Annotated in this window: 16 protein-coding genes and 1 pseudogene; 8 read left to right on the plus strand and 9 right to left on the minus strand. The window is 68.5% G+C overall.

Annotated elements, in window-relative coordinates; translation table 11 throughout:
* Positions 1 to 233 precede the first annotated feature (233 nt).
* The 7 genes from AAF604_07440 to AAF604_07470 form a co-directional block, all read right to left on the minus strand.
* Complete coding sequence (locus AAF604_07440; protein MEM7049474.1) at positions 234 to 3,368, minus strand: efflux RND transporter permease subunit; 3,135 nt, start codon at positions 3,366 to 3,368, stop codon at positions 234 to 236.
* Positions 3,355 to 4,542: an efflux RND transporter periplasmic adaptor subunit gene (locus AAF604_07445; protein ID MEM7049475.1), complete on the minus strand. Its 1,188-nt coding sequence runs from the start codon at positions 4,540 to 4,542 to the stop codon at positions 3,355 to 3,357. Before AAF604_07445 ends, AAF604_07440 begins: the two co-directional genes overlap by 14 nt.
* A complete protein-coding gene (locus tag AAF604_07450; protein MEM7049476.1) occupies positions 4,543 to 5,889 on the minus strand; it encodes a TolC family protein in 1,347 nt (448 codons plus the stop codon).
* Entirely contained in the window at positions 5,889 to 6,815 is a 927-nt protein-coding gene (locus AAF604_07455; GenBank protein MEM7049477.1) for a hypothetical protein, read from the minus strand. Before AAF604_07455 ends, AAF604_07450 begins: the two co-directional genes overlap by 1 nt.
* Before the next feature lie 93 nt (positions 6,816 to 6,908).
* Positions 6,909 to 8,261 carry an ATP-binding protein gene (locus tag AAF604_07460; GenBank protein MEM7049478.1) on the minus strand — a complete coding sequence of 451 codons (1,353 nt, stop codon included), beginning with the start codon at positions 8,259 to 8,261 and terminating at the stop codon, positions 6,909 to 6,911.
* 239 nt (positions 8,262 to 8,500) lie between these two features.
* Positions 8,501 to 9,181 carry a response regulator transcription factor gene (locus AAF604_07465; GenBank protein MEM7049479.1) on the minus strand — a complete coding sequence of 227 codons (681 nt, stop codon included), beginning with the start codon at positions 9,179 to 9,181 and terminating at the stop codon, positions 8,501 to 8,503.
* Between the two features lie 180 nt (positions 9,182 to 9,361).
* On the minus strand, positions 9,362 to 12,088 hold the full coding sequence (locus tag AAF604_07470; GenBank protein ID MEM7049480.1) for a prolyl oligopeptidase family serine peptidase: 2,727 nt from the start codon (positions 12,086 to 12,088) through the stop codon (positions 9,362 to 9,364).
* A 104-nt stretch (positions 12,089 to 12,192) separates the two neighbouring features.
* On the opposite strand from AAF604_07470, the gene AAF604_07475 reads away from it, so the two are divergent.
* The 5 genes and pseudogenes from AAF604_07475 to AAF604_07495 all read left to right on the plus strand — a co-directional run bounded on the left by AAF604_07475 (position 12,193) and on the right by AAF604_07495 (position 16,543).
* Positions 12,193 to 13,692 (plus strand): N-acetylmuramoyl-L-alanine amidase, encoded by a 1,500-nt coding sequence (locus AAF604_07475; protein MEM7049481.1) that lies wholly within the window; start codon positions 12,193 to 12,195, stop codon positions 13,690 to 13,692.
* Complete coding sequence (locus AAF604_07480; GenBank protein MEM7049482.1) at positions 13,689 to 14,231, plus strand: GerMN domain-containing protein; 543 nt, start codon at positions 13,689 to 13,691, stop codon at positions 14,229 to 14,231. The genes AAF604_07475 and AAF604_07480 overlap by 4 nt, the downstream gene beginning before the upstream one ends.
* 70 nt (positions 14,232 to 14,301) lie before the next feature.
* Positions 14,302 to 15,132, plus strand: coding sequence for a glutamate racemase (gene murI / locus AAF604_07485; GenBank protein ID MEM7049483.1), 831 nt, complete (start codon positions 14,302 to 14,304; stop codon positions 15,130 to 15,132).
* Positions 15,129 to 15,863, plus strand: a pseudogene (gene rph, locus AAF604_07490) (ribonuclease PH). Before murI ends, rph begins: the two are co-directional and overlap by 4 nt.
* Positions 15,864 to 16,087: 224 nt before the next feature.
* Positions 16,088 to 16,543 carry a helix-turn-helix transcriptional regulator gene (locus tag AAF604_07495; protein ID MEM7049484.1) on the plus strand — a complete coding sequence of 152 codons (456 nt, stop codon included), beginning with the start codon at positions 16,088 to 16,090 and terminating at the stop codon, positions 16,541 to 16,543.
* Positions 16,544 to 16,944: 401 nt separating this feature from the next.
* Here AAF604_07495 and AAF604_07500 read toward each other — a convergent pair whose 3' ends face one another.
* Complete coding sequence (locus tag AAF604_07500; GenBank protein MEM7049485.1) at positions 16,945 to 17,970, minus strand: DUF1573 domain-containing protein; 1,026 nt, start codon at positions 17,968 to 17,970, stop codon at positions 16,945 to 16,947.
* Between the two features lie 88 nt (positions 17,971 to 18,058).
* On the opposite strand from AAF604_07500, the gene AAF604_07505 reads away from it, so the two are divergent.
* Positions 18,059 to 19,465, plus strand: a complete 1,407-nt coding sequence (locus AAF604_07505) for a Mur ligase family protein (protein MEM7049486.1) — start codon at positions 18,059 to 18,061, stop codon at positions 19,463 to 19,465.
* Between the two features lies 1 nt (position 19,466).
* Here the strand turns inward: AAF604_07505 and ftcD are convergent, their stop codons facing one another.
* Positions 19,467 to 20,360, minus strand: a complete 894-nt coding sequence (gene ftcD, locus AAF604_07510) for a glutamate formimidoyltransferase (protein ID MEM7049487.1) — start codon at positions 20,358 to 20,360, stop codon at positions 19,467 to 19,469.
* 180 nt (positions 20,361 to 20,540) lie between these two features.
* On the opposite strand from ftcD, the gene AAF604_07515 reads away from it, so the two are divergent.
* Both AAF604_07515 and AAF604_07520 read left to right on the plus strand, forming a co-directional pair.
* Positions 20,541 to 22,667: a hypothetical protein gene (locus tag AAF604_07515; protein ID MEM7049488.1), complete on the plus strand. Its 2,127-nt coding sequence runs from the start codon at positions 20,541 to 20,543 to the stop codon at positions 22,665 to 22,667.
* An 8-nt stretch (positions 22,668 to 22,675) separates the two neighbouring features.
* Positions 22,676 to 23,509 (plus strand): RDD family protein, encoded by an 834-nt coding sequence (locus tag AAF604_07520; protein MEM7049489.1) that lies wholly within the window; start codon positions 22,676 to 22,678, stop codon positions 23,507 to 23,509.
* Positions 23,510 to 23,674 lie beyond the last annotated feature (165 nt).

Below are 23,674 nucleotides of genomic sequence, written 5' to 3' on the forward strand. Positions count from 1 at the left end.
AGGGGGGCTAAAGGCGCCCCCCTCAGGCCTGCGCGGCCCGGCGACGCACATGTCGTGCGCCATCACCCCCGATCCAGGGCGGCCCCGACCTCGGCGCCTTCGGCGCCGCCCTCGCCCTGATCGGGCTCGGGAGCCCTAGGCATCTTTCATCCCCAAGGGCACTCGAGCGCGACGAAGACTGAGGGCCCTCGACGAGGCGGCGCCGCCCTGGATTGGGGTAAGGCTCTAGCCTGCTAGTCGAAGACCGGCTTGCTGGCGGCGGCGGGCCTTAGCCAGCGTCCGAGGACCCGGCGGGCGTCGTCGGCCACCACCTGAAAGACCGGCAGGATGATCAGGGTGATGCCGGTCGCCAGCAGGATTCCGTAGGCGATCGAGACCGCCGCCGGGATCAAGTACTGGGCGTGCTCGTTGGTCTCCAGAATCAGCGGAGCGAGCCCGGCGAAGGTGGTGATCGAGGTCAGCACGATGGCCCGCAATCGCTGGCTGCCGGCATTGATCCAGGCGGTCGGGGGGTCGTCGCCGGCTTGCCGCCGGCGATTGAACAGGGCGACCAGCAGCAGGCTGTCGTTGACCACGATGCCGCTGAGGGCGAGGAGCCCGAAGAAGGAGAGAATGCTCATCGGCAGACCGTGGATCCAGTGCCCCAGGATGGCGCCGAGAATGCCGAAGGGAATCACCGCCATGATCAGAATCGGCTGGGTGTAGGACTTCAGGGGAATCGCGATCAGGGCGTAGATGGAAGCCAGCGCCAGGGCCAGCATGAGGGCGATCGAGGCGGTGGTTTCGGCGATCTCCGCCAGCTCCCCCTCCTGGCGGATCTCGATGTCCGGGTAGCGGCTCCGCAGGGCGGGCAAGAGCTCTTCCTCGAGGCGGGCGAAGACCTCTTCCGGTGAGGAGACGGCGCGATCGACATCGGCGTCGATGGTCGAGACCCGGCGACCATCGACCCGGGTGATCGAGGCGGTGGCGGCGCGAAAGCGCGCGCTGGCGACCTGGGATAGGGGCACGGCTTCCCCGGAGGGCAGCCGAACTCGGGCCTTGGTCAGGTCGCCCGGGCTGCTGCGGTCCGACTCCGGATAGCGCACCCGCACCCGCACCTCGTCCGGGCCGCGCTGGAAGCGCTGCACCTCGTATCCCAGGAACGCCCGCTGGATCTGGTCTGCGAGGCGACCGGTGGTCAGGCCGAGGGCGCGTCCCTCGGCGGTGAGCTCGAGCTGCAGCTCGGAGCGGCCGGGGGAGAGGTTGTCGCGCACGTCGCGCACTCCGGGGATCTCCCGGAGGCCGGCGAGGATCTCGCCATGGGCCGCCGCCAGGGAAGCCTCCTCGCTGGCCGAAACCTCCAGGCTGATGGCCGGAAAGGCATCGAAGTCGGCCGAGAAGATGAGCGTCTCGGCGCCTTCGAGGTGGCCGGTTTCGAGGCGCCAAGCGTCGGCGATGTCGCGCGGTGCGAGGGTCTCGAGGTGGGGCGTCAGCTCGACCTTGACCTCGCCCGTTCGATCGCCGGTCATGTGGGTCTGAATCGAGGCGAACAGGGGGCGCTCGCCGGCGAGTCGCCGGCCGGTTCGTTCGAGGCTCGCTTCGAGGCGGGCGAGGTTGCGCTCGGTCAATCCGAAGCCGGCCGAGTCCTCCATCTCGAGGGTCGCCGTGACCAGCTCGCCGGGAATGTCCGGGAAAAAGGTCGATCGGACCCATCCGGAAGCCACCAGGCCGAGGGTGATCGCGGTCAAGACCAGGATTCCTCCGAGGGCGAGGTAGCGACGCTTCAAGGCTTGCTCGAGGAAGCCCTTGTAGTGCACCGTCAGCCGATCGAAGGCGCGCGAGAACAGGTTCTGAACCCGCGCCCACTGCCGGCCGAGGCGCGAGCCCGGGCGGTCCCCGGGGCGGAGGTGAGCCAGGTGGGCCGGCAGGATGAGCTTCGACTCGAGCAGCGAGAACAGCAGGCAGCCGGCGGTGACCAGGGCGAACTGCGAAAAGACCAGTCCGAAATCTCCCTTGACCAAACCGAGCACCGAGAAGGCGGCGACGGTGGTGAGGACGCCGAAGATGGTGGGCACCGCCACCCGGTGAACCCCGCGTACGGTGCTGGCCAGGGAGCTGCCGAGCTGCCGCTGGGTGGCGTGAATGCTCTCGCCGACGACCACCGCATCGTCGACCACCAGTCCGAGGGCGACGATCATGCCGAAGGTGGTCAGGTCGTTGAGGGAGAGGCCGAATCGATCCATCACCAGGAAGGCGCCGCCGAAGCTCACCGGCAGCCCCATGGCCACCCAGACGGCGACGCGCAGGTCGAGGGTGAGGGCGAGGATGGCGAACACCAAGACCATGCCGATCAAGGCGTTGCCGAGCAGCAGGCCGACGCGCGAGGTGATCTGCTCGCTGAGGTCGTTCCAGGCGTCGAGACGGACGCCCTTCGGCAGGCGGTGGCCTTGCTGCCAGCGGGCGATCACCCGCTGCACCGCTTGGCTGACGCGATCGGTACTGGCCCCCGGCTCCTTGAGAATGCGCAGGCCGATCGACGGCAGGCCCTGGTAGCGCATCCAGACATGGGAGGAGTCGTGGTAGCCGGCCTCGATGGAGGCGATGTCTCCCAGGGTGAGGGTGGTGCCGTCGGGGCGCGTCGAGAGGACGAGGTCGGCGAACTCGCTCGCCCAGTAGGACTGCCGGGCGGTGCGCAACATCAGGCTGCCGCCGGCGTCCCGCAACTGGCCGCTGAGGTCGATCAGCGACTCCCGGTCGATCGCCGCCGCCACCTGTTCGAGGGTCAAGCCGTGCTCGGCCAGGTGGGCATCGGCGATCTCGATGTGGACCTCCGGGTCGCGATGACCGACCCGTTCGACGCGGTCGATGCCCGGTTCCCGCTGCAGGTCTCGCCAGAGATCATGGGCGATCGCCTCGAGAACGTCCCGCCCGACGTTTCCGGAGACCTGGGTCCACAGAACCTGCTCTTCGCGGGTCTCTTTGCGGATGACCGGTCGCTCTGCCCGCGGCGGCAGGTTGGGCACCGCATCGACCCGCGCCTTGACGTCGGCCAGGAGCTGGTCGAGATCCACCTCCGGGGTCTTCTCGATGGTCAGCGTCGCCCCGTCGCCACGACTGAGGGAGGAGATCTTCTGGATGCCCGAGGTGCCCTGCAAGGCCTGCTCGAGCTTGAGGACGATGCCCTCCTCGGTGATCTCCGGGGAGCCGCTGGGAAAGAACACCTCGATGGTGACCGTCTTCGGAGGAAAGCCCGGAAAGGACTCGCGCGGCAGGCCGCGGGCGGTGACGATGCCGACGACGATGATCAGGGCCATGATCAGGTTGGCCGCCACCGGATTGGCGACGAACCAGGCGACGGGAGACGGGGTCAGCCGATCACCGGTTGTCATGGCTGTCGACGCTCCTCACCGCCAGGCCCGGAAGAAAGGACGCCATCGGATGGAGCACGACCTTCAGCCCATCTTCGGAGTCGGTGGCAAAGGGGACGAGCGCTCGGCCGTCGGCGGCGAACAGGGGGTCGACCGGGGCCTTTTCGAGGAATCCCTCGGCGTCGACGAGCCAGATTTCCTGCTGCTCCGTGATGGCGCTGGCGGGCAGCTCGAGAACGCCGTCGACGGAACGTCCGGCGAGGGTGGCGCGCAGGAAGGTGCCGGGAAACAGGGGGAACTCCTGCTCGAGGGGCCGGTCGACGATCGCGACCAGAGTGCGCTGGCGGCTTTCCCGCACCACGTGCTGCTCGATGCGGTCGACCCGCCCCTGCCAGCGGCGAGGTGGGCTGTCGGTGGTTGTCAGGTCGACCGGCCAGCCCTCCGCGAGCAGCTCCTTCTCCGGCGGTAGCAGGGCCCAGTCGCTCGCCTTCAGCGGCAGCCGAATCTCGACCTGGCGGGTGCTGTCGAGCTCGATCAGCTCGTTGCCGGGCTCGACGTAGCTGCCGAGGGCGGCGATGCGGCGCACCACGGTGGCGTCGAAGGGAGCCCGAATCTCGGTGCGGTCGAGATCCCGTTGGGCTTCGACCAGGGCCGCCTCGGCGGCCTCGACGTCGAGGCGAGCCGACTCTCGTTGGGGTTGCCTCAGCAAAAACTCCGTGGCGGGCTCGTCGCTACCGATGCGCTGCCAGTCGAGCTTCGCTTGCTGGGCGCGGAGCTCCTCTTCCGCCAGCCGGACCCGGGCTTGGCCGAGCTTGGCGCGGGCATCGGCGAGCGCCTCGAGCTGCCGGGAGCCATCGAGGGTCATCAAGACCGCGCCGCGGGCGAGGCGTCCGCCGGAATGGGCGTCGGGAGCGATGGTGGTCAGGCTGCCGGCGGTCTCGGCGGCGATGATGGTGCGGTACTGGGCTCGAGCCTCGCCGAAAGCGAGCACCGAGGGACGGGCGGTGGTCGGCTGCACGGTCACGATGGTGACCGGTGGCGCGAGGTCCGTCGGGGATGGCGCCGCCGGGCGCAGCTCCGGCGCGGCGCGGTCTTCGGCCGAGGCCGGCCGAGATTTGGAAGAGCCGAGGCTCCAGAGGCCGGCGACCACGGCGATGGTCAAGGCGGCGGCCAGCAAGATCTTCTTGTTCAACATTCAGATGGCCTCCAGGCCGAGGGCGAGACCCAGATCGATGCGATTTTGGAGGAGAGCGGTTCGGGCTTCGATGAGGCGAAGCTGGGAGTCGAAGGCGGCCCGCTGGGCGGCCAGCAGGTCGAGAATGTCGGCGAGGCCGCGGGTGTACTGCCCCTCGAAGCTGGTCAGGCTGAGCTCGGCATGGTGCTGCGACAGCTCGAGAGCGGGGAGTTGCTCGAGGAGGGAGCGCTCGGTTCCCAGGCCATTCTCGATCTCGAGCACGGCGTCGAGCAGGACGATGCGATGGGAGTAGGCCGCCTGGGCGCGGCGATACTGGGCCGCCTCGTGCTCCGCCAACAGGGCCTTGCGGTTGATCAGCGGGGCCGCGAGATTGGCGAGCAGGGTCCAGGCCGGATCGTCTTCGAGCAGCGAGTCGAGGCTCGTACCCTCGGCGGTCAGGCTGCCGGTGAGACGAAAGCCCGGCAGCAGGGCTTTGCGGGCGACCTCCTCGGCGAGCCCGGCGGCGGCGAGACGGTCGAGGGAAGCGGCGACGTCGGGCCGTTGAGCGAGGGTCTCGCCGGGCATTGGCACCAACGGTCGCCAAACCGTCGGCAAGGAGTTCGGTAGCGCGGGAGGAGCGGCCGCGAGATCCCCGAGCAAGAGGCCCAGGCGACGCCGAGACCGCGCCACGGCTTCGGCGTCTTCGCGCCCTTGGGCGCGCGAGCGGGCGAGCTCCGACTGGGCGGCGTCCCAATCGGTGACGCTGCCGAGGCCGAGGCGATAGCGTTCTCGGATGATCTCCAAGGTTTGCTCGAGGGATGCGGCGCGACGGGTTTCGATCTCCAAGCGGCGCGACCGCAGGATCTGCTCGAGGGCTGCCTGGAGAGTGCGGGCGGCCAGCGAGCTGCGCGCGGCTCGCTGGTCCGCGGCCAAGGCCGAGTGGCGGCGCTCGGCTTCCCTCACCTGATCCGCCAGGCGGCCCCAGACGTCGATCTCCCAGTCGAGGGTCAGGCCGACGGTGGTGGTCGAGGTGCTGCTGGCCTGCTCCGCCGAGCGGTCCTGGCGTTGGCCGGCGTCGAGCTCGACACCGGGTAGGCGCCGCCCCTGCGAGACGGCGAGAAGGGCCCCGGACTCGCGCAGTCGGAGCGCCGTCCGGGCGATGTCGGGATTGCCTTCGAGGGCGGCGCGGACCAGTTGCCGGAGTCGCGGATCGCCGCTCAGGCCGGCCAGCGACGTGATGGACTCCCCGGGCGCCTCGAAGGACTCACTCCAGACCGGCGGGATTCCCGCGCTCGGATCGATCTCCGGCAGGTCGACGGCGGTGGCGCAGCCGACCAGGAGGAGAACGGCAGGGAGGGCGCGCCACATCAGAACGACAGCTTGGCTTTGAGGGCGAAGCCCGGTGTGGGCTCCAGGTCCTCGCTGGAGAGAAGGAGGCCGTCGCGATCGTGGATCTTGAGCTCGCCGCCGAGACCGAAGGTCGGTCCGAGCTCGAGCTTGAAGCGATCCGGGACGCGGTACTCGTAGAGCAGGCCGGCACCGAAACGGATGAACTCGGCATAGCCGGCGGGGGCCACCTCACTGTCGTCCGCGAGGCGGGTGACGAAGCTCTGGAAATCGCCACCGAGGGCGACGGCGGAGCGTGGATTGAAGCGGTATCTCATCTCTGTCTTGGGGATTCCCAGGCTGGCGGAAAAGCCCCTTTCGGTGCCCTCGCGGTAGGAGAAGCCGAGGGCCGGGATGACTTCGTACTCGACGTCGATCGCCGTATGCCAGGAGTAGCCGGCACCGAACAGGAAGCTCCAGTCGGCGGACTTGCGCCAGATCACGGCGGCGAAGGCGTCGGCGTAGAGGGAATCGTCGCTCTCTTCCTCGTAGCTCATTCCGGCCCCGAGGGAGGTGGTGAAGAACAGGCGCTGGTTGAGCGGCCGAGTGATGGTCTTGCGCAGCTCGACGAAGCTGAGCTGCTCCCAGGGAATGGCGGCGCCATTGGCGAAGGCGAGGTCCTCGGCGCCTTCCCAGGTGAAGTCGAAGATGCCGGCCGAGAGCTCGAACCACGGCAGCCCGAGGTCGACGCTGGCGGCGTTGAGCTCGGCGGTGGCGAGGCTGTCGCTGAACTCGAGCTCGGCGATGGAGGTGAGATCGAGGCCGAGGGAGAAGCGCGGTTCACGGTAGTCGCCAGACCCCTGGGGCGATGGCTCGGTGGCATCGAGAGTCGTTGCGGTGGAGACGAGCAAGAGAGCGACGAGCGAATAGCGGACGAAGGAGGTTTTGGACTGCGGTGCTTTTCTCATGCACCGAGCCTGGAGGCTCGAGGTTGCGTTGATCTGGTGGCGACCTTACGGCTCGGCAAGGTTGGTGACATGGACGCTGTTGGCCGGCACTGCTCAGCCGTTTCGGTCACCGACCGGCAGGCGAATCTCGAAGCGCGATCCGCCTTGCGGTGGGCAGGTCACGGCGACCCTGCCGCCGTTCGCCTTGACCGCGGCCTTGACGTAGCTCAGACCCAGACCGTGGCCGGATTTCTGGCGCGAGGCGTCGGCGCGATAGAAGCGTTCGAAGATCTTCGGTCGATCGGCTTCGGGAACGCCGGGGCCCGAGTCTTCGACGAACAGCACCACATGATCCTCTCCGTAGCTTTCGACGCCGACCTCGACGGTGCCGCCGTCGGGCGTGAACTTGAGGGCGTTGTCCACCAGGTTGGCGACGGCGCGCTGCAGCGCGATGCGATCGGCGACGACCGACGGCGCCGCAACGACTCGGCTGGAAAGCGTGACGCCCTGTGACTCGGCGGCCTCGGAGTAAAGCTCCGCGACCTCCCGGACCAGCTCGGCCAGGTCGAGGTTCTCGCGCTGGTCTCGTTCACGGCCGGAGTCCAGGCGCACGATCTCGAGCATGGTCTCGAGGACCTCTTCGAGGCGGGTGGTCTCTTCGATGGCGCGCACCGCGAGGTCGCGGTAGGTCTCCGGGGAGTCGGCGCCGCGCAGGGCGATCTCGGCGGCGCTTCGAATGCGGGTCAGCGGGCTGCGAAAGTCGTGGGCGACATCGACGGTGACGAACTGCAGATCGGTGACCAGGGTGTCGATCTTGTCGAGCATGCGATTGATGGTGGCGGTGAGCTCCTGGACTTCGATCACCTGCTGGCGCTCGGGCACCCGGGCCTTGAGGGATCCGGCGAGGATCTCTTCGGCGGTGCGGGTCACGCGGCGGACGCCGCGCATCGCGCCGTGGGCCATCCACCAGGCCAGGACGGCGGTCGGCAGGGCCAAGCCAAGGACGCCCATCCACCAGTGCTGGGCGAGCTCGCCAAACAGCTTCTGGTCGTTGTCGAGCAGGACTCCGGCCTGCAGGGTCGCGCCGTCGTCGAGCTTGCGGGAGACCAGCCGCAGGGTCGTGCGTGGCCCGACGGTGAGCGTGTCGGTGCGATTCTCGCCGGGCTGCATGCGGACGGCGAGATCCTGAGCGGCCGGCTGGTCGAGGCCGTCGGCGATCGCGACGCGACCGTTGCCGTCGTAGAGGCGGAAGTAGAACTGCTCGACCGAATAGTCCTTTTCGGAGAGGTCGGCGAGGGCCTCGTCGAAAGTCTGTCCGCGGTCGACGAGCTGACCCAGCAGGGTCTCCATGGCGCGGTCGAGGCTCGCCATCATGGCGATACTCAGGATGTGGAAGACGAGCAGAAACAGAGCGATGGTGAGGGCGAGATAGGACAGGACCAGGCGGCTGGTGAGAGTGCGAAACATCGTGCGTAGGCTTTCCTTCAGCTGCCGCCGGTCGCCGCCGGCTGGGTGAGAGCCACGGGCTAGCCCGCCCTTCTCACGAGGTTTCCTCGCGAGAGGCCGTAGGTTCTTGAAGATGCAAGGCATCCGTCGCTGCCACGACTCAGCCGTACTCGACGTACTGCGAGGAGAGCAGGCGACGGAAAACGCAGCAGATTCGGGGACATACGGACGCGCAGCGGAAAGCTGGTGAGAAGGGCGGGCTAGTCCTGCCCTTCGAAGATGTAGCCCAAACCGCGGACGGTCCGGATGAGGGCTTGCGACGTGTGCCCCGCCAGCTTGGTGCGCAGGCGCGAGATCTTGGCTTCGACGACGTTGGTCTGCGGGTCGAAACCGTAGCCCCAGACATACTCCAAGATCATGGTTTTCGAGACCACGCGGCCACGATTGCGCATCAGGTATCCGAGCAGCTTGAGCTCGCCCGGCTGCAGCTCGACCTGCCGGCCGCGCACGAACAATTGATGGCGCTCGTGGTCGAGGGTCAGCTCGCCGAGGGTCAGCTTGGGAGCCAGCTCGACCCTCCCGGATCGCCGCACCAAGGCTTCCAGCCGCGCCACTAGCTCGGCGAAGGCGAAGGGCTTGGTCAGGTAGTCGTCGCCGCCGGCCCTGAGGCCTCGAATGCGGTCGTCGAGGTCGCTCTTGGCGCTGAGTACCAGCACCGGGGTGTCGACCTCGTCCTGGCGCAGGCGACGGAGCACCGCCAGGCCATCCAAGCCGGGCAACATGACGTCCATGATGACGACGTCGAAGGCGAAGTCCCGGGCGGCGTAGTAGCCCTCCTCGCCGTTCGCCGCCTGCTCGACGGAATAGCCTTCTTGCTGTAGGCCTTTGACCAGGAAGTCGGACGTCGCTTGGTCGTCTTCGACCACCAGAACACGCAGCACTCGGAAAACTCCTCTTCGCGGATCGAGGGTTTGCTGTCGAGCGGCGACCGGGAAAGCCGGTGAACGACGGGTCCAGGGTCTGCCGATTGCCACCAGCGAGGATGCCGTGGCCGGCTCATCCGAACCTTGCCGGGACCTTACCATTCGGCAAGGTGCGGGCTCGTCCGAGCCGCTGCCGGCTCAGTCGGCGTTGCGAACCACCCGCAGGCCGGTGTAGAGGGGCGCGGCCTCGCCCGGGCTGTCGGTTCGCGGGTCCGAGGCGCGATCGGCGCTGGCGCCGTGGGCGACGCCTTCCCCGTCCTCGCCGATCGCCCACTCGGCGGCGTTGCCGTCGAGGTCGAAGAGGGCGGGGTCGCCGTGGCCGGGGAGGCTGCCGACGGACAGCAGCAGGGGCGCCGTCTGCCCATCGAAGGCGGCGCCGAGGCGCGCCTCGAGGCGGCGCCGGTCGTCGGGATTGGGGGCGTAGCCGGCCCAGTGCTCGAAGGTGTTGCCGTCACTGCCGGCGGCGGCGGCGAGGGCGCGGGCTTCCGCCAAGGTCGGCAGGCGCCAAGCCTCGCCGGTGACTTCGGCGAGCCAGGCGGCGTAGGCCTGGGCACGCTCGAAGGACACTCCGGTCATCGGCAGATTGTGCTCAAGAGGGTCCACCTCGAGGCTCGGTTCGAAGGCGGCCCACTGGGCGCGGGTGACTTCGAACCTCGCCACCTGTAGCTGGCGGAAGGGCACCGCTTCGGGGATCAGACGGGGGCCGATCTGGCGGCCGTAAGCGGCGCCGCGGCGAGCGGCCGTCGCGCGCTCGAGGAGGGCCGCCAGCGGGCTGTCCGGCAGCAGCGCCGGTTGGGTTTCGCGGACCTGGTCGAACAGGTAGCGGTCGAACCAGGCGAGGTCTTCCTCCATCTTGCGTCGTTGGTGGGCGATTTTCTGCAATCCGTGGGGCTCGCCCGGGAAGATCACCAGCCGAGTCGGGGCTTTTCCGATCTGCTGCAGGGCACGGAACAGGGACCAGGACTGGTGCGGCGGCACGTTGCGGTCCTCGGTGCCGGTGAAGACCAGGGTCGGCGTGGTGACCTCGGTGAGGCGGAAGAAGGGCGATTTGGCGAGGTAGTGGTCGACGCGCTCCCAGGGCGGTCCGCCGAAGTAGTAGTTGTCGAAGGTGGCGCCGAAGTCGACCCAGCCCCAGTCGCTGAACCACTCGACATCGGCGGCGCCGACGGAGGCCGCCCGATAGCGCTGGGTGCGGGTGATCAGCTCGGCGCTCAGGATGCCGCCGTTCGACCAGCCGCTGGTGCCGAGCCTGTCGGCATCGACCAGGCCGCGCTCGATCAGCAGGTCGACGCCGGCCTCGATGTCCGGGATCTCGAGCTCGTAGTAGCGGTTGGCGATCGACTCCGCCCAGGCCAGGCCGTAGCCGGCACTGCCGTGGTAGTTGACCTGCAGGATGAAGGCACCCTGCTGGCGCCACAGGATGTTGGGGGTCGGCCAGCGCTCGCTCCAGCGGTCCATGTCGGTGCCGGTGGGGCCGCCGTGGATGTCGAGGATGAGCGGGTAGCGGCGCCCTTCCCGCCAATCGAGGGGATAGGACAGGATGCCCTCGACTTCATCGCCGAGGGCGCCCTGCCAGCGCAACACTTCGCGCCGGCCGGTGGGTTTACCGCGCCAACGCTGGTTGAGCTCGACCAGCGGTCGCTCTCGGCTGAGGGTGGTTCCGGCGAGCTGTGCCACGAACGGCTGCGGTGGCGAGACCACCGAGGAGGTGGAGTACACCACGGTGCGACCGTCGGCCGCCAGGGCCCAGCGGTCGAGGTTGCGCACGTGGGTGCCGGTGATGTTCCGAGGCGGCTCACCGCCGACGGTGGCGAGCACCGGGCGATAGCGAACGCCGTCGGCGACCAGGGCGATCACTCCATCGGCGGTCGGGTGGTAGTCGCCGCCGAGGCCGCGCTCGCCGAGATCGACGGCCTCCGTGACCCCGCTTTCGAGATGGTGGAAGTGCAGCTCGGTGACCGTGGCGGTGCGGTAGATCGGGTGACTGCTGAACTCGTTGGCAAGATAGAAGCCCCGGCTGTTCGGCGCCCAGCGCACCTTGTAGGGGCGCAGCCGGCCATCGGCGAAGCGCTCCGTCAAAGTGCCGGTCGCGAGGTCGACCAGAAAGGTCTTGGGAGGCGTTTTGCCGTCGAACCCGAAGGACAGGCTCTGCTGCTCCGTGACCACCGCCCAGCGACCGTCCGGGGAGACGCTCAGGGAGTCGATCCAGTGGCGGTTCTCGGTCAGCCGCGAGACCTCGCCATCGAGGTCGACGCCATAGAGCCGCACCGGCGGCGTGCGCTCGCGGTCCTCGACCACCTCGGTGGTGTCGGCGCGCTCCTTGGCTTGGCGCTCGTCGGCGCTGCGGCTCTCGGCGGCGGCCACCACCAAGCGTTCGTCGTCGCGCCACCGGAAGTCGGCGATCGGACGGTCGAAGCGGGTCACCGGCCAGGGCTCGCCGCCGCGCAGGGGTAGCACCCAGAGCTGTCCAGCGGGATCCTTCTCGCCGGCATCCGGCAGTGGCCGGCTCCACAGAAAGGCCAGGTGGCGGCCGTCGGGAGAAAACCGGGGGGCCTTGACCCGGTGCTTGCCGCGGGTCAACGGGTAGGCCTCGCCGTCGTCTGCGAGTGGGCTCAGCCAGAGGTTGGCGGAGCGTTTCTCGTCGTCGCCCTTGCCTGCGATCCGCGAGCGCACCCAGGCGGCGAAGCGGCCGTCGGCGCTGAGGGTCCAGTCGCGCGCCGTTTCCGCTCGGATGACGTCCTCCACGGTCCAGCGGGGATCCGGATTTGCCTTCTGGCTCGGTGGCGCGGCAGCGCCGCCGGCGGCGAGTCCCAGGAGGGCGATCAGCAGGAACGGGAGGGTATGACGGCTTGGCTCGCGATTCATCACATTCGGTCTCACGAAAGGTTTTTCGGATGCTGTGTCCGGGCCAGCATACCGGCAGCCGAATCGCCGCCGCCGGCTCCGCTGGCGATGGTATTCTTGCGAGCGTGAACGGTCTTCGCAGGTTCCTTTTCGCCTTCGTCTTGGCGGTTCTTCTCAGCTCTCCTCTCGCCGCTCAGGGAGTCTCGTCGGCGCCCTCGTGGTCGGTCCCGACGGTGGTGACGGCGGAGGGTCCGTTGTTCGCCCTTGCTCCTTTGGTCGAACGCCTCGGCGGAGAGTTACAGAAGGCCCCCCTGGGAGATGGCTGGCGCCTGACCCTCGACGAGCGCCAGTACGTCTTCGGGAGCGACAGCGAGTCACTGCTGATCGACGATCAGGAGCTGGTGCCGCTGCTACCGGCGCCGACCCTCGGCACCGAGGGAGTTCAAGTCCCGCTGGCGTTCCTGCGCGCCACCTTCGGCGATGTGTTGGGCTACCGCTTCGCCTGGAACGACGCCGAGTCGCGGCTGGTGATCGAGCGGCGCGGCGCTCGCGAGCTGCCGGTGGCCGTCGACGTGGTCAATCTGCAAGGCTTGACCACCGTCGTTCTGCAGTTCCCGGAGGCGCCGCGCTACCGCATTCGGGACAGCCTGGCGGGGGCGGTGCTCGAGCTCCTCGACGATCGCCTGGCGCCCAGCGCTTGGCGTTTCGAGGGGCGCGATCCCCTGGTGCGCGACATCCGCCTCGAAGAGCGCCAGGTGGTGTTCGAGCTCGCCACCGAGGCGACCTACGAAAGCTACACCCTGGAGTCGCCCTTCCGGGTGGTGTTCGACATCCATCCCTCGGCACCGCGCACGTCGTCTTTGCCGGGAGCGGCGTCGATGGCGCCGCCGCGGCGTTCCGAAGGGCTGCGCACGATCGTCCTCGACCCCGGCCATGGTGGCAGTGAGACGGGTGCTTCGGGCCCCTCCGGAATTCACGAGAAGGAGCTCGTTCTGCTCCTCGCCCGGGCCCTCAAGAGTCGCCTCGAGGCGCGCTTGCCGGTGCGGGTCCTTCTCACCCGCAACGAGGATGTCGATCTCGCCCACGACACCCGCACGGCGCTCGCCAACCAGAACAAGGCGGATCTCTTCATCTCGATCCACCTCAACTCGGTGGCCGGTGGCCGTGGGGCCCACGGTGCCGAGACCTACTTCCTCAGCCTGCAGGCCAGCGATGCCCGGGCGGCGCGTTCCGCCGAGGTCGAGAACCGGGGAGCCGAGGAGGTGCCGGCCGAGGTCGGCGATGTCGGCGACCCGCTCTACGATCTCCAGCTCATTTTGTGGGATCTCGCCCAAAGCCAGCATCTGGCGGAGAGCCAGCGGCTGGCGGCGCTGATCCAAGAGGAGCTCAACAGCGCCCTCGGCCTGCGCGATCGTGGCGTCAAGCAGGCGCCCTTTCGAGTCCTGATGGGGGCTGCGATGCCGGCGGTGCTGGTGGAGCTGGGTTTCATCAGCAACCCGGAGGAGGAGCGCAAGCTGCAGGATGCCGCCTATCGCGCTGAGCTGGTGGATGCGGTGACGCGGGCGGTGGTGCGGTTCCGGGCGCTGACCGAAGGCCGTGAGGCTCGCGAGGAGCCCGCCGAGTGAGCTGGCGCTGGGCGCTGGCGGCGATCGCGCTTTTGATCGGTGCCTGCGGCGGGAGCGACGCACCCCTGGACGAGGTGACGGATGCACCGGTGGCGGTGGCCTCGGGGGCCGCGTCGTCGCTCTACTTCCCCGGTCCCGGGGGCCGCCTCTTTCCGGAGGAGCGCGAGCTCGACCTCGCCGGCGAGCCGGAAGCTCGCATTCGCACCCTGCTGGCCGCCCTGTTGGGGGGGCCGGAGCAGGACGGCCACCTGCCGGTGTTCGATTTCGCGGTCGCTGTCGCCGGGGTCTACCTCACTGTCGATGGCGTCGCCTTCGTCGACCTCGAGCCCGCCGAAGAAGGCGAGCTCGAGCCCGCGGCGGGCTCCCACCAGGAGATCCAGACCGTCTACAGCCTGGTCAACACCATCGCCCTCAACGTCCCCGAAGCGCGTCGTGTGGTGCTGCTCTGGGAAGGCCAGCAAGGGCTGACCTTTTCCGGCCACCTCGACACCTCTCGGCCGCTGGGGGCGGCGCCGGATCTGATCGAGCGCCAGCCCTGATGGCTGCGGTGACCGCCGACGGCTCCGCGGCCGACCCTGGACGGTGGTCTCGGGTCGGAGCGCAGAGCCGGTGAGCTCGTCCGATCCCCGCCCGATCGGGGTGTTCGATTCCGGCATCGGAGGGCTGACGGTGGTCGCCGCCCTGCGCCGACGCCTGCCCGCGCTGCCGATCGTCTACCTCGGCGACACGGCTCGACTGCCCTACGGCAACAAGTCTGCGGAGACGGTTCGCCGCTACACCCGCCGCAACGTCGACTTTCTGCTGTCGCAGGGAGTGCGCGGGGTGGTGGTGGCTTGCAATACGGCCTCGGCGTTGGCCCTCGATCATCTCGCCGCCCGGGTGCCGGTGTGGGGAGTGATCGAGCCCGGAGCCGAGCAGGCGGCGGCGGTTTCCGACGGGCGCGTGGGGGTGCTCGCCACCCGCGCGACGGTGGCCTCCGGTGCCTATGAACGAGCCCTGCGGTCGGCGCGACCGGAGCTTGCCGTCGACAGCCGGCCCTGTCCTCTGTTCGTGCCGCTGGTCGAAGAGGGCTGGCACGACGATCCGGTGACCGAGCAGGTGGCCCGGCGCTATCTCGAGCCTCTCCTGGCCTGGCAGGCCGACACCCTGGTGCTGGGCTGTACCCACTATCCACTGTTGAGGCCTCTACTGCAGCGGGTGGCTGGCGACACCGTGACGCTGGTGGATTCGGCCGAGGCGGTGGCGGAGACGGTGGCCGGGGCGCTCGGAAGGGAATCCGGCGATCGGGTCGAGGCTGCGGCCGGTCGCGGCTCCCTCGAGCTCTTCGTCAGCGACGGTGAGTCGAGCTTCGGAGGGTTTGCTGGACGCATTCTCGGCGAGTCCGAGGTGTCTCTGCGTTGGGTCGACGTCACCGCTCCAGGAGATACGATAGAGCGATGAGCGAAGCCAGCGGAGATCAGGTCGTTCGCCCGGCGGGTCGTGCCGCCGATGCCCTGCGCCCGGTGCGCATCCAAGTCGGAGCCATGAAACACGCCGAAGGCTCGGCCCAGATCGACATGGGCGATACCCGGGTGCTGGTGTCCGCCTCGGTGGAGAATCGGGTACCGCCTTTCCTGCGCGACAAGGGCCAGGGCTGGGTGACCGCCGAGTACGCCATGCTGCCGCGCGCCACCTCGACCCGCTCGACGCGAGAGGTGTCGCGCGGTCGGCCTTCCGGGCGTTCCTCGGAGATCCAGCGCTTGATCGGGCGGAGCTTGCGGGCGGTCGTCGACCGCAGCGCCATTGCGGACCGCTCGGTGCTGATCGACTGTGACGTCATTCAAGCCGATGGTGGCACCCGCACGGCGGCGATCACCGGCGCCTACGTCGCCCTCGCCCAGGCCTTTGCCCACCTCTACCTGACCGGTGACATCTCGGCCTGGCCGTTCACCTCACAGGTGGCGGCGGTGTCCGTCGGCGTGGTCGGCGGTCGACCCTTGCTCGATCTCGAGTACGTCGAAGACTCGGTGGCCGACGTCGACATGAACGTGGTGGCGACCCAGAACGACAACATCATCGAGATCCAGGGAACCGGGGAGACCCGGGCCTTCCATCGCTCGGAGCTCGATGCTTTGCTCGATCTCGCCCTCGGCGGTATTTCGGACCTGGCCCGCCTGCAGCGCGAGGCCCTGGAGCCGGTGATGGCGGAGGTCGAGCTGGTGCGCGGCAAGGGCCGGCGCCAGGCGGCGCCGGCCAAAGACGAGGGCGACCTCTGGGGGGCGCCGTAGGACTCGCTCGGCTCGGCAACGGTTGAGATGGCGACTATCTCAGTCGCTGGTGATATCTCACGAATGCCGGTCCATTTTCGAGATATTCGCCTTGACGGGTCGTTGGGGTGACCCCTACCATCACAGAGATGACGGGTTTTGATCGAGTCGGTTTGGGTCTGCGGCGCCTTCGCGGACCGCGCAGTCAGGCCGAAGTGGCGAAGGCGGCCGGTATTCGCCAGGGGCGGCTGAGCGAGTACGAGAACGGCACCCACCAGCCGAGCCTCGGTACCCTCGACGAGCTGCTCAAGGCGCTCGATGCCTCGATGCTCGATCTCGCCTGGGCGGTCGAGGCGGAGGCCGCTCGAGCCGAGACCCGAGACGCCCTGCGCGGCCAGTTCAGTCCCTGGCGTCCGCGCGCCGAGCGCCAGCCCCTCGACTCGGCGATGCCCGCCGAAGCTGAGCTGCGGCGCTTGATCGACGAGCGCATCGCCTGGGTCGAGCGCGCCATCGCCGACAAGCTGCGCGAAACCGCCGACAGCCTCGAGCTCGAGAAAAGCCTCGAGCTAGAACGCCGCCTAGAAGAAGCCGGCGCCGAACCCTGAGGTCGTGGTCCGAGCGGCCCTCGAGCCGTGAGTCGGACCGGGCCTGTCGGGTTGGTGTCGCGAGAATCCTGAGAGATCGGTAGCAAGAACTGGGCCGTTAAGTTCGTCAGCCCGCTTCCGAGCGCGAAAGCGCGAGGGGCGCGACCTGTGCGAATCCGGGGCGCGTAGGCTAAAGGGTGGCGCCTCGAGCTGTTCAAGAAAACGCCGCAAACAAGAAGCAGGCTGCTAACTCAGCAGCCTGCTTCCGAGCGCGAAAGCGCGAGGCGGCGCCTTCGGCGCCGAGGTCGGGGGTGAGAGCCAACGACCTGTGCGTTGGCTCGAGGGGGGCGCCTTTAGCCCCCCTTGAAACGAATATCTAGCAGGCGCTGAACAAGTCGCAGCGCGACTTGTTCAGCAGACTGCTAGATCGCGCTACCGCGCAGCGGCACCTCGATCATCGGCTTGCGATTGCTGTTGGTGGTGATCTTGATCTTGCCGTCGAACTCGCCCTTCGGCAGCTCCGGCTTGAGGGTGATGCTGAGGTTGAAGCGCCGGCCCTCTTCGATCGGCGTGATGTCGAGCTCGACGCCCGGGACCGTCGACTCGGCGCCGGTGAGCTCGATCTCTTCAATGGCGAAGGAGCGAATCACCATGCTCGCCTGGCGCTCCTCGCCGGCGGTGATCTCGCCGAAGTCGGCCTCCTGCGGAGAGACTGCGATCATCGGCCGCACGAAGCCGGAGACGGGCACCTTGATGATCGGCTGATCCGGATGGTTGGTGTGGATGGTGACGTAGTCGGCGATGGTGCCGATCGGCGCCTTGTCGTAGTCCATGTTGAAGTTGAACACATACTGGTTGCCGACGGCGTTCTCGCGCGGATCGTCCTGCTCCGTGGCCTGGCGGTAGTCGACGGTCATGAAATCGTACGGCGTTTCCACCTTCACCACCTCGAGGTTCTCGAAGGTGCGAGTGAAGAGGATCTGCTCGACGCTACCGGCGTCGCTGTGCTGGGGCGCGATGAAGCGCGCGAAGCCCGGCTGCACGAACAGGTAGGGCTGCACGTCGGCCTTGATGGCGAGCTGCAGACGGGGGCTCACCGGGTCGTTGGTCAGCACCGTGATGCCCTTCGAGATCGGGCCGGCGAAGGTGGTGGTGTCGAGGACCGCGTGGATCTTGCCTTCGCCGCCGGGGGCGACGCTCTTGTCGAACTCGGCGACGGTGCAGCCGCAAGCGGGGCGAACGTCGACGATCTCGAGCTCCTGGGCGCCTTCGTTGCGCAGCACGAACTCGTGGGCGATCTTTTCGCCCTTGGGGGTCACGCCGGCGTCGTGAATCGGTTCGGGCAGGACGATCTTCGGACCGCCGGTGGCGTCCTGGGCAACGGTCACACCGGCTAGCAGAAACGCGATGCAGAGTGTCAAAATGGCGGGGTTGAGGACGCGATTCATGGGCCTAGCTCCTTCGAAATTCGGATCGGGACGTCATAATGCTTGAAATCAGGGCTTTTCTCGAGATGGGTGGGGTGTGCCGGTAGCTGTGGAACGTCCCCTAGATCTCTATTTCATCGCCATCGGGGGCACCGGAATGGCGCCGCTCGCCTGTCTACTGCAAGAGCAAGGCCATCGTGTGCGGGGTGCCGATGGTCCCCTCTATCCGCCGATGAGCACACTGCTGGAAGGGGCGGGCATCGAGCCCTTGGTGGGCTACGACCCGAGCCACCTCGAGCCGCCGCCGGATCTGGTCGTGGTGGGCAACGCGGTGCCGCGCCACAATCCCGAAGCACAGGCGGTCGAGGCCCTCGGCCTGGAGCGCATCTCCATGCCCGAGGCGCTCGGCCGTTTCTTCCTCGCCGGGCGCCAGCCGCTGGTGGTCGCTGGAACCCACGGCAAGACCACCACCACCTCGTTGGCGGCGTGGGTGTACACCCAGGGAGGGGCCGATCCGGGGTACCTCATCGGTGGGGTGCCGAGCGGCCTCGACGGCAGCTTCCGGGCCGGGCGGGGCGAGCGCTTCGTGATCGAGGGCGATGAGTACAACGCCGCCTACTTCGATCGCGGCGCGAAGTTTCTGCACTATCGGCCGGAGACCGTCATCCTCACCGCCGTCGAGTACGACCACGCCGACCTCTACCCCGACTTCGATGCCCTGCGCGACGCCTACGGTCGTCTTCTCGAGCTGGTGCCGGAGGATGGCCTGGCGGTGCTCTGCGGCGATTCCGACGAGGTTCGACGCTTGGCGTCGCGCGCCCGCTGCCGGGTGATCTTCTACGGTCTCGGTGCCGGCAACGACCTCGCTCCCCTCGCCGGGGTCGAGGAATCGGCCGAGGGTTCCCACTTCCAGATTCGCGAGGGCGACGAGGTCTTCGATGTTCTCCTGCCGATGGCGGGCCTGCACAACGTCGAGAACGCTCTGGCGGTTTGGGCGGTGGCGCGGGCCGACGGCCTGCCGGCGGCGGTGGTGCGCGACGCCCTCGGTTGCTTCGGGGGTGTCCAGCGGCGCCAGGAGGAGATCGGCCAGCGAGCCGGCGTCACCGTGGTCGACGACTTCGCGCACCATCCGACGGCGGTCGAGCGTACCCTCGCCGGTCTGCGCGCCCGCTACGGCTCGCGACGGCTGATCGCTCTCTACGAGCCGCGCAGCTTGACGGCGGCGCGGGAGTTTCTGCTGCCCGCCTACCGTCGGGCCTTCGTCGAGGCCGACGTGGTGTACTTCGGACCGACCTTTCACGCTGGCAGGCTGAGTCGCGAAGAGCGCATCGACTTCGCCGCCCTGGCGATTGAGATGACCGGCGCCGGGACTCCGGCTCGGGCCTTCGACTCGGTCGATGGGTTGCTGGCGGCGGTTCTCGACCAGGCCCGCTCCGGCGATGTCCTGGTGACCATGTCCTCGGGTTCCTTCGAGGACTTGCCGCGTCGCCTGGTGGCGGCCCTCGGCGACGACTGAATCAGCTTCGGCGGCGGGCGATGGCGGCTTCCACCACCTGAGCCTCGTCGAGGGCGGGCAGGCCGAGGGCTTGGCGGGCGGCGTCGTAGAGCACGCGCTGCGGCAGCAGGCCGATGAGCTCGCTGTCGGCCAGGTCGACGCCTTCGGCGGCGGCCAGGCGGCGCACTTCGGCGACCACCGTGGCGAGGGAGGTCCTTTCCGGAGCGATCAGATTGACGCTCACCTGGACCCTTCCCTGGGTGGGCACGGCGATGCCGAGGGCGCGGACTCCCGGCAGGCCGCCGTCGCGCTCGCGCAGGCGTCTGGCGATGCGGCGCGCCAGGGCGAGGTCATCGCTTTCCAGGACCAGGTTGAAGGCGACCAGGAATTGACGGGCTCCGATCACCGTGGCGCCGGCCGTCGGATGGCGCCGCGGCGGGCCGAAATCGGGTGCTCCGTCGGTCGTCGCAAGGCGCTCCGGCAGCCCTTCGAAGCCGCCTCGGCGGATCTCCGGAAGGGCACTCCTCCGGCTGTGTCGGGCTGCCTCTTCGTAGAGGAAGACCGGTAAGTCGAAGCGCTGGGCGACGGCTTCGGCGAGGTCCGTCGCGGTGGCGATGGCGGTGGCCATGGTCGCTTCGCCGAGGGGCACGAAGGGCACCACATCGACCGCCCCCAGGCGCGGGTGGCGGCCATCGTGGCGCCCGAGGTCGATGGTCTCGATGGCGACCTCGTAGAGGTCGAGAAGGGCACCGTGAAGCGCGCCCGGTGCGCCCGCGAGGGTGAGCACGGAGCGATGGTGATCCGGGTCCGACGAGTGGTCGAGAAGCTGGACGCCGGGGCGACGAACCGCCTTCACCAGTCGCTGAATGACCTCCGGACGGCGGCCTTCGCTGATGTTGGGAACACACTCGAGCAAGGGCAAACTATAGCAAGCAGGCGCGTTGTTCCGGTCCAGCGGCTCTGCTACGATGACGGCGGTGCGGGTTGCTGACATCACTCGGAGGAGCGTGTGCTCGCCGGGGCCCTGGAGGGCGGTCGCAGGTTCGAGACCTCGTGGCCCGGTCGGCAATCGTCAGCCTGGAGAGCCCCCATTCCCATGAGCTACCCCGGCAACTCTTCCCTCTCGCCCGACGTCCGCAAGCGCATTACGACCACCTTCGAGCAGACCCTCGATCTGGCCAGCGAAGGCAAGCGTAAGGAAGCCTCCCTGGGATGCGACTTCATCTTGCGCATGGATCCACGGTTCGAGCCCGCACGCGAGCTGCAGAAAATCCTCGCCGGCAATACCGGACCGGTCGATGTCTCGAGCCTGCGTTCGCCGTTGTCGGATTCGGGAGCCGCCAAGGTGCAAGAGGCGGAGGCTCTGTTCGGCGACCTCGACGACCTCGACCTCGGCGACGAGCCGCCGGTTCCGGCGACTGCCGAGGATCTACAGGGCGCGCTGTCGAAGATGCTCGAGCGACGCGATTTCTCGGGTTTGCTGGCTTTGGCCCAGCGCGCTCCGGCGGACTTGCTGGAAGATGGTCGGGTCAGCGCCCTGGTGGAGGCGGCGACCAACCGCCGGGAATCGGCACCCTACGTTCAGAAGTTCCTCGAGTCGGCTCGCCAAGCCCTCGACACGGACGACCATGAGAGTGCTCAGAGCTTTTTCGAGAAGGCCGAGAGTCTCGATCCCAGCCATCCCGGACTGAATTCCCTCCGCGATCGCATCCGGGTGCCGATGCCGGTGGAAGATCCCCTGGCGGGCCTCGACCTGACGGCGCCCGAGGCGGAGCCGGAGGTGCTCGAGATCGAAGCTCCGCCGATGACCTCCTTTACCGAGCCGGCGGCCGCGCCGCCGGTGACGGGGGATGCCACCGTCGCCATCCCGTCGAGTCAGTTACCGCCGGTTTTCTCCGGCGGCAACCGCTCCGAAGGGGCCGAGCGCATTCAAGGCCTGCTGGCCGAGGGCGATGCCGCCTTCCAGCAGGCCGACTATCAGGCCGCGATCGATGCCTGGTCGCGGATTTTCCTGATCGATGTCGACCACGACGAGGCTTCGCGCCGGATCGAGGAGGCACGTCGCCTCAAGGCCGAGCGTGAGCGCCAGGTCGAAGAGGTCTTCCACGAGGCGGTGATGCGCCTCGAGGCTGGCGACACGGCGGCCGCTCAGCAGGGCCTGCAGCAGGTCCTCGAGCTGCAGCCGACGCACCTGACGGCGCGGGAGTACCTCGACCAAATGGCCGAGGGTGGCATGCCGGCGATCACGCCGCGGCCGGTGCAGCCGGTTTCCGGTCCGGTGGCGGTGGAGGATCCTCTGCTGCCGAGCATCGACGAAAATGCCGACTTGCCGCTCGGCAATCCGACCACCTCGGCGGTTCCGATTCCGCCGCCGCCTCCGGCACCGGAAGCCGCGCCGGCGCCGGTCAAGGCCAGCGGTGGGGCCAGCCGGCGATTCCTGATGATCGGTGCGGCGGTGTTCGTTCTGGCTTGCGCCCTGCTCTTCTTCCTGTTCCAGAATCGCCAGCGGTTGTTCCCCAACGCCCGCGAGGAAGCACCGGTGGCGCAGGCCGAGGACCCGATCGCACGGGCGACCCGATTGCACGACGAGGGCAAGGTTCAGGTGGCGATCCAGATGCTGCGTCGCATGCCGCCGGTGGCGCCGCAGTACGATGCCGCACAGGCGCTGATCTCACAGTGGGAGGCGGAGAGCCAGGAGGCCGAGAGCCCGGTCGCCGAAGAGGTGGTCGAAGAGCCGGCGCCGGAGATCGATCTTGCCGCCCGCTCCGCGCTTCTCGCCGCGGCCCGCGAACAGCTCGACGCTCGCCAGAGCCTGTGGGCCCGCGAGTATCTCGAAGAGGCGCGCGCGATGGCTCCCCTCGAAGGCGAAGAGCTCGATCTCGAGGGCGAGATCGAGCGGCGCCTCGAGCCGATTCGGCGTTGGGTGGTGATGTTCGAGGAGGGCGAGTACGAGTTCGTCCTGCCCGAGCTCTGGCGACTCCACCAGGAGGATCCGACCAACCCGGATCTGCGGCGCCTGATCACCGATTCGTACTACAACCTGGCGGTCTCCGACCTGCAGCGCGGCGACGCCAAGAATGCGGCCGAGAAGTTCCGCGAGGCGCTGGCGTTGACTCCCGGCGAGCCGGTGATTCAGCGTCACAGCCTGTTCGCCGAGGCCTACAACGGCGAAACCAAGGATTTGCTCTACCGCATCTACGTCAAGTACCTACCATTGCGCTGAGGGCGCCGATGAGCGAGCGGCGAGACGATCCCTGGCTGTTCGACCTCCCAATGCGGGGAGAAGACGGCGATGACGCGCCACCTCCCGAGCCGCCGGAAGCGCAGGCTCCACAGTCAGCGACCGGTGAGTCGGATCTCGCCGAGGCGAGTCCGCTCGAGATCGAGCCCATCGAGCTCGAGGCGCCACCGGCGCGGGGATTCGAGCCCGAGGCGCCGGTGCCTGAGGCCCCGGTGCCGGAGGCTCCTCCGGCGATGACCGCGGCCGATCGCCTGGCTCTCGAGGAGCTCGAAGAGCTGCCGCTGTTCCCGGAGGACTCGCCGGCGGCGCTGTCAGAAGACGAGCTGTTCGCGGCGCCGGCCGGGCCTGCGGAGTCGGCCACCGTGCCGGCCGAAGCCGAGCCTGCGCTGTCCTATCCGGCACCGGCTCCCGCTGCGCCCTCGGAGCCCGTCGCCGCGCCCCTGCGGGCGCGACTGATCGCCGTGGTCGCCGACGCCTTGCTGCTGTCGACGGTGCTCGCCGTTTGCTTGCTCGGCTCGGCTTTCCTCGGGGGGCCGACCGACGTCTGGCGCCATGGCCTCGCCTTCGCCGCGTTTCTGACGGTTTTTTCCTTCGTCTACTCGGTGGTCAGCCTGGCCTTCTGGGGCCAGACGCCGGGCATGGTGCTGGCCGGCGTCGTCGCTCGGGCCGGTCGCGACCAACCGCTCACCTTCGGGCAGACCGGTCTGCGTTGGTTGGCCGGCTGGATGACGGTGGCCCTCGGCGGTCTGCCGCTGCTCTTCGTCCTCACTGGCCGCTCCCTGGCCGATCGCTTGAGCGGCAGCGACACTTTCGAAGCTCAGTAGCAGCCTGCTAGCAGGCTGCTGAAAAAGTCCGCTTCGCGACTTTTCCAGCGCCTGCTAGCTGTTTGTTCCGAGAGGGGCTACGCGCCCCTGACTACGCGTCCCGCTCCGGCCCAAGAAGCGCGGTTCTTGGGCCTCCTCTCCCGTCGCGGCGGCTACGCCACCGCC

The organism is Acidobacteriota bacterium (assembly GCA_039028635.1).
GTDB lineage: Bacteria > Acidobacteriota > Thermoanaerobaculia > Multivoradales > JBCCEF01 > JBCCEF01.

Bases quoted from the DNA above. Each gene is read 5' to 3' on its own strand.
- AAF604_07470 (MEM7049480.1), bottom strand. From the start codon at position 12,088: ATGAATCGCGAGCCAAGCCGTCATACCCTCCCGTTCCTGCTGATCGCC.
- AAF604_07455 (MEM7049477.1), bottom strand. From the start codon at position 6,815: ATGAGAAAAGCACCGCAGTCCAAAACCTCCTTCGTCCGCTATTCGCTC.
- AAF604_07515 (MEM7049488.1), top strand. From the start codon at position 20,541: ATGAGCTACCCCGGCAACTCTTCCCTCTCGCCCGACGTCCGCAAGCGC.
- AAF604_07500 (MEM7049485.1), bottom strand. From the start codon at position 17,970: ATGAATCGCGTCCTCAACCCCGCCATTTTGACACTCTGCATCGCGTTT.
- AAF604_07460 (MEM7049478.1), bottom strand. From the start codon at position 8,261: ATGTTTCGCACTCTCACCAGCCGCCTGGTCCTGTCCTATCTCGCCCTC.
- AAF604_07445 (MEM7049475.1), bottom strand. From the start codon at position 4,542: ATGTTGAACAAGAAGATCTTGCTGGCCGCCGCCTTGACCATCGCCGTG.
- AAF604_07440 (MEM7049474.1), bottom strand. From the start codon at position 3,368: ATGACAACCGGTGATCGGCTGACCCCGTCTCCCGTCGCCTGGTTCGTC.
- AAF604_07450 (MEM7049476.1), bottom strand. From the start codon at position 5,889: ATGTGGCGCGCCCTCCCTGCCGTTCTCCTCCTGGTCGGCTGCGCCACC.
- AAF604_07495 (MEM7049484.1), top strand. From the start codon at position 16,088: ATGACGGGTTTTGATCGAGTCGGTTTGGGTCTGCGGCGCCTTCGCGGA.
- AAF604_07520 (MEM7049489.1), top strand. From the start codon at position 22,676: ATGAGCGAGCGGCGAGACGATCCCTGGCTGTTCGACCTCCCAATGCGG.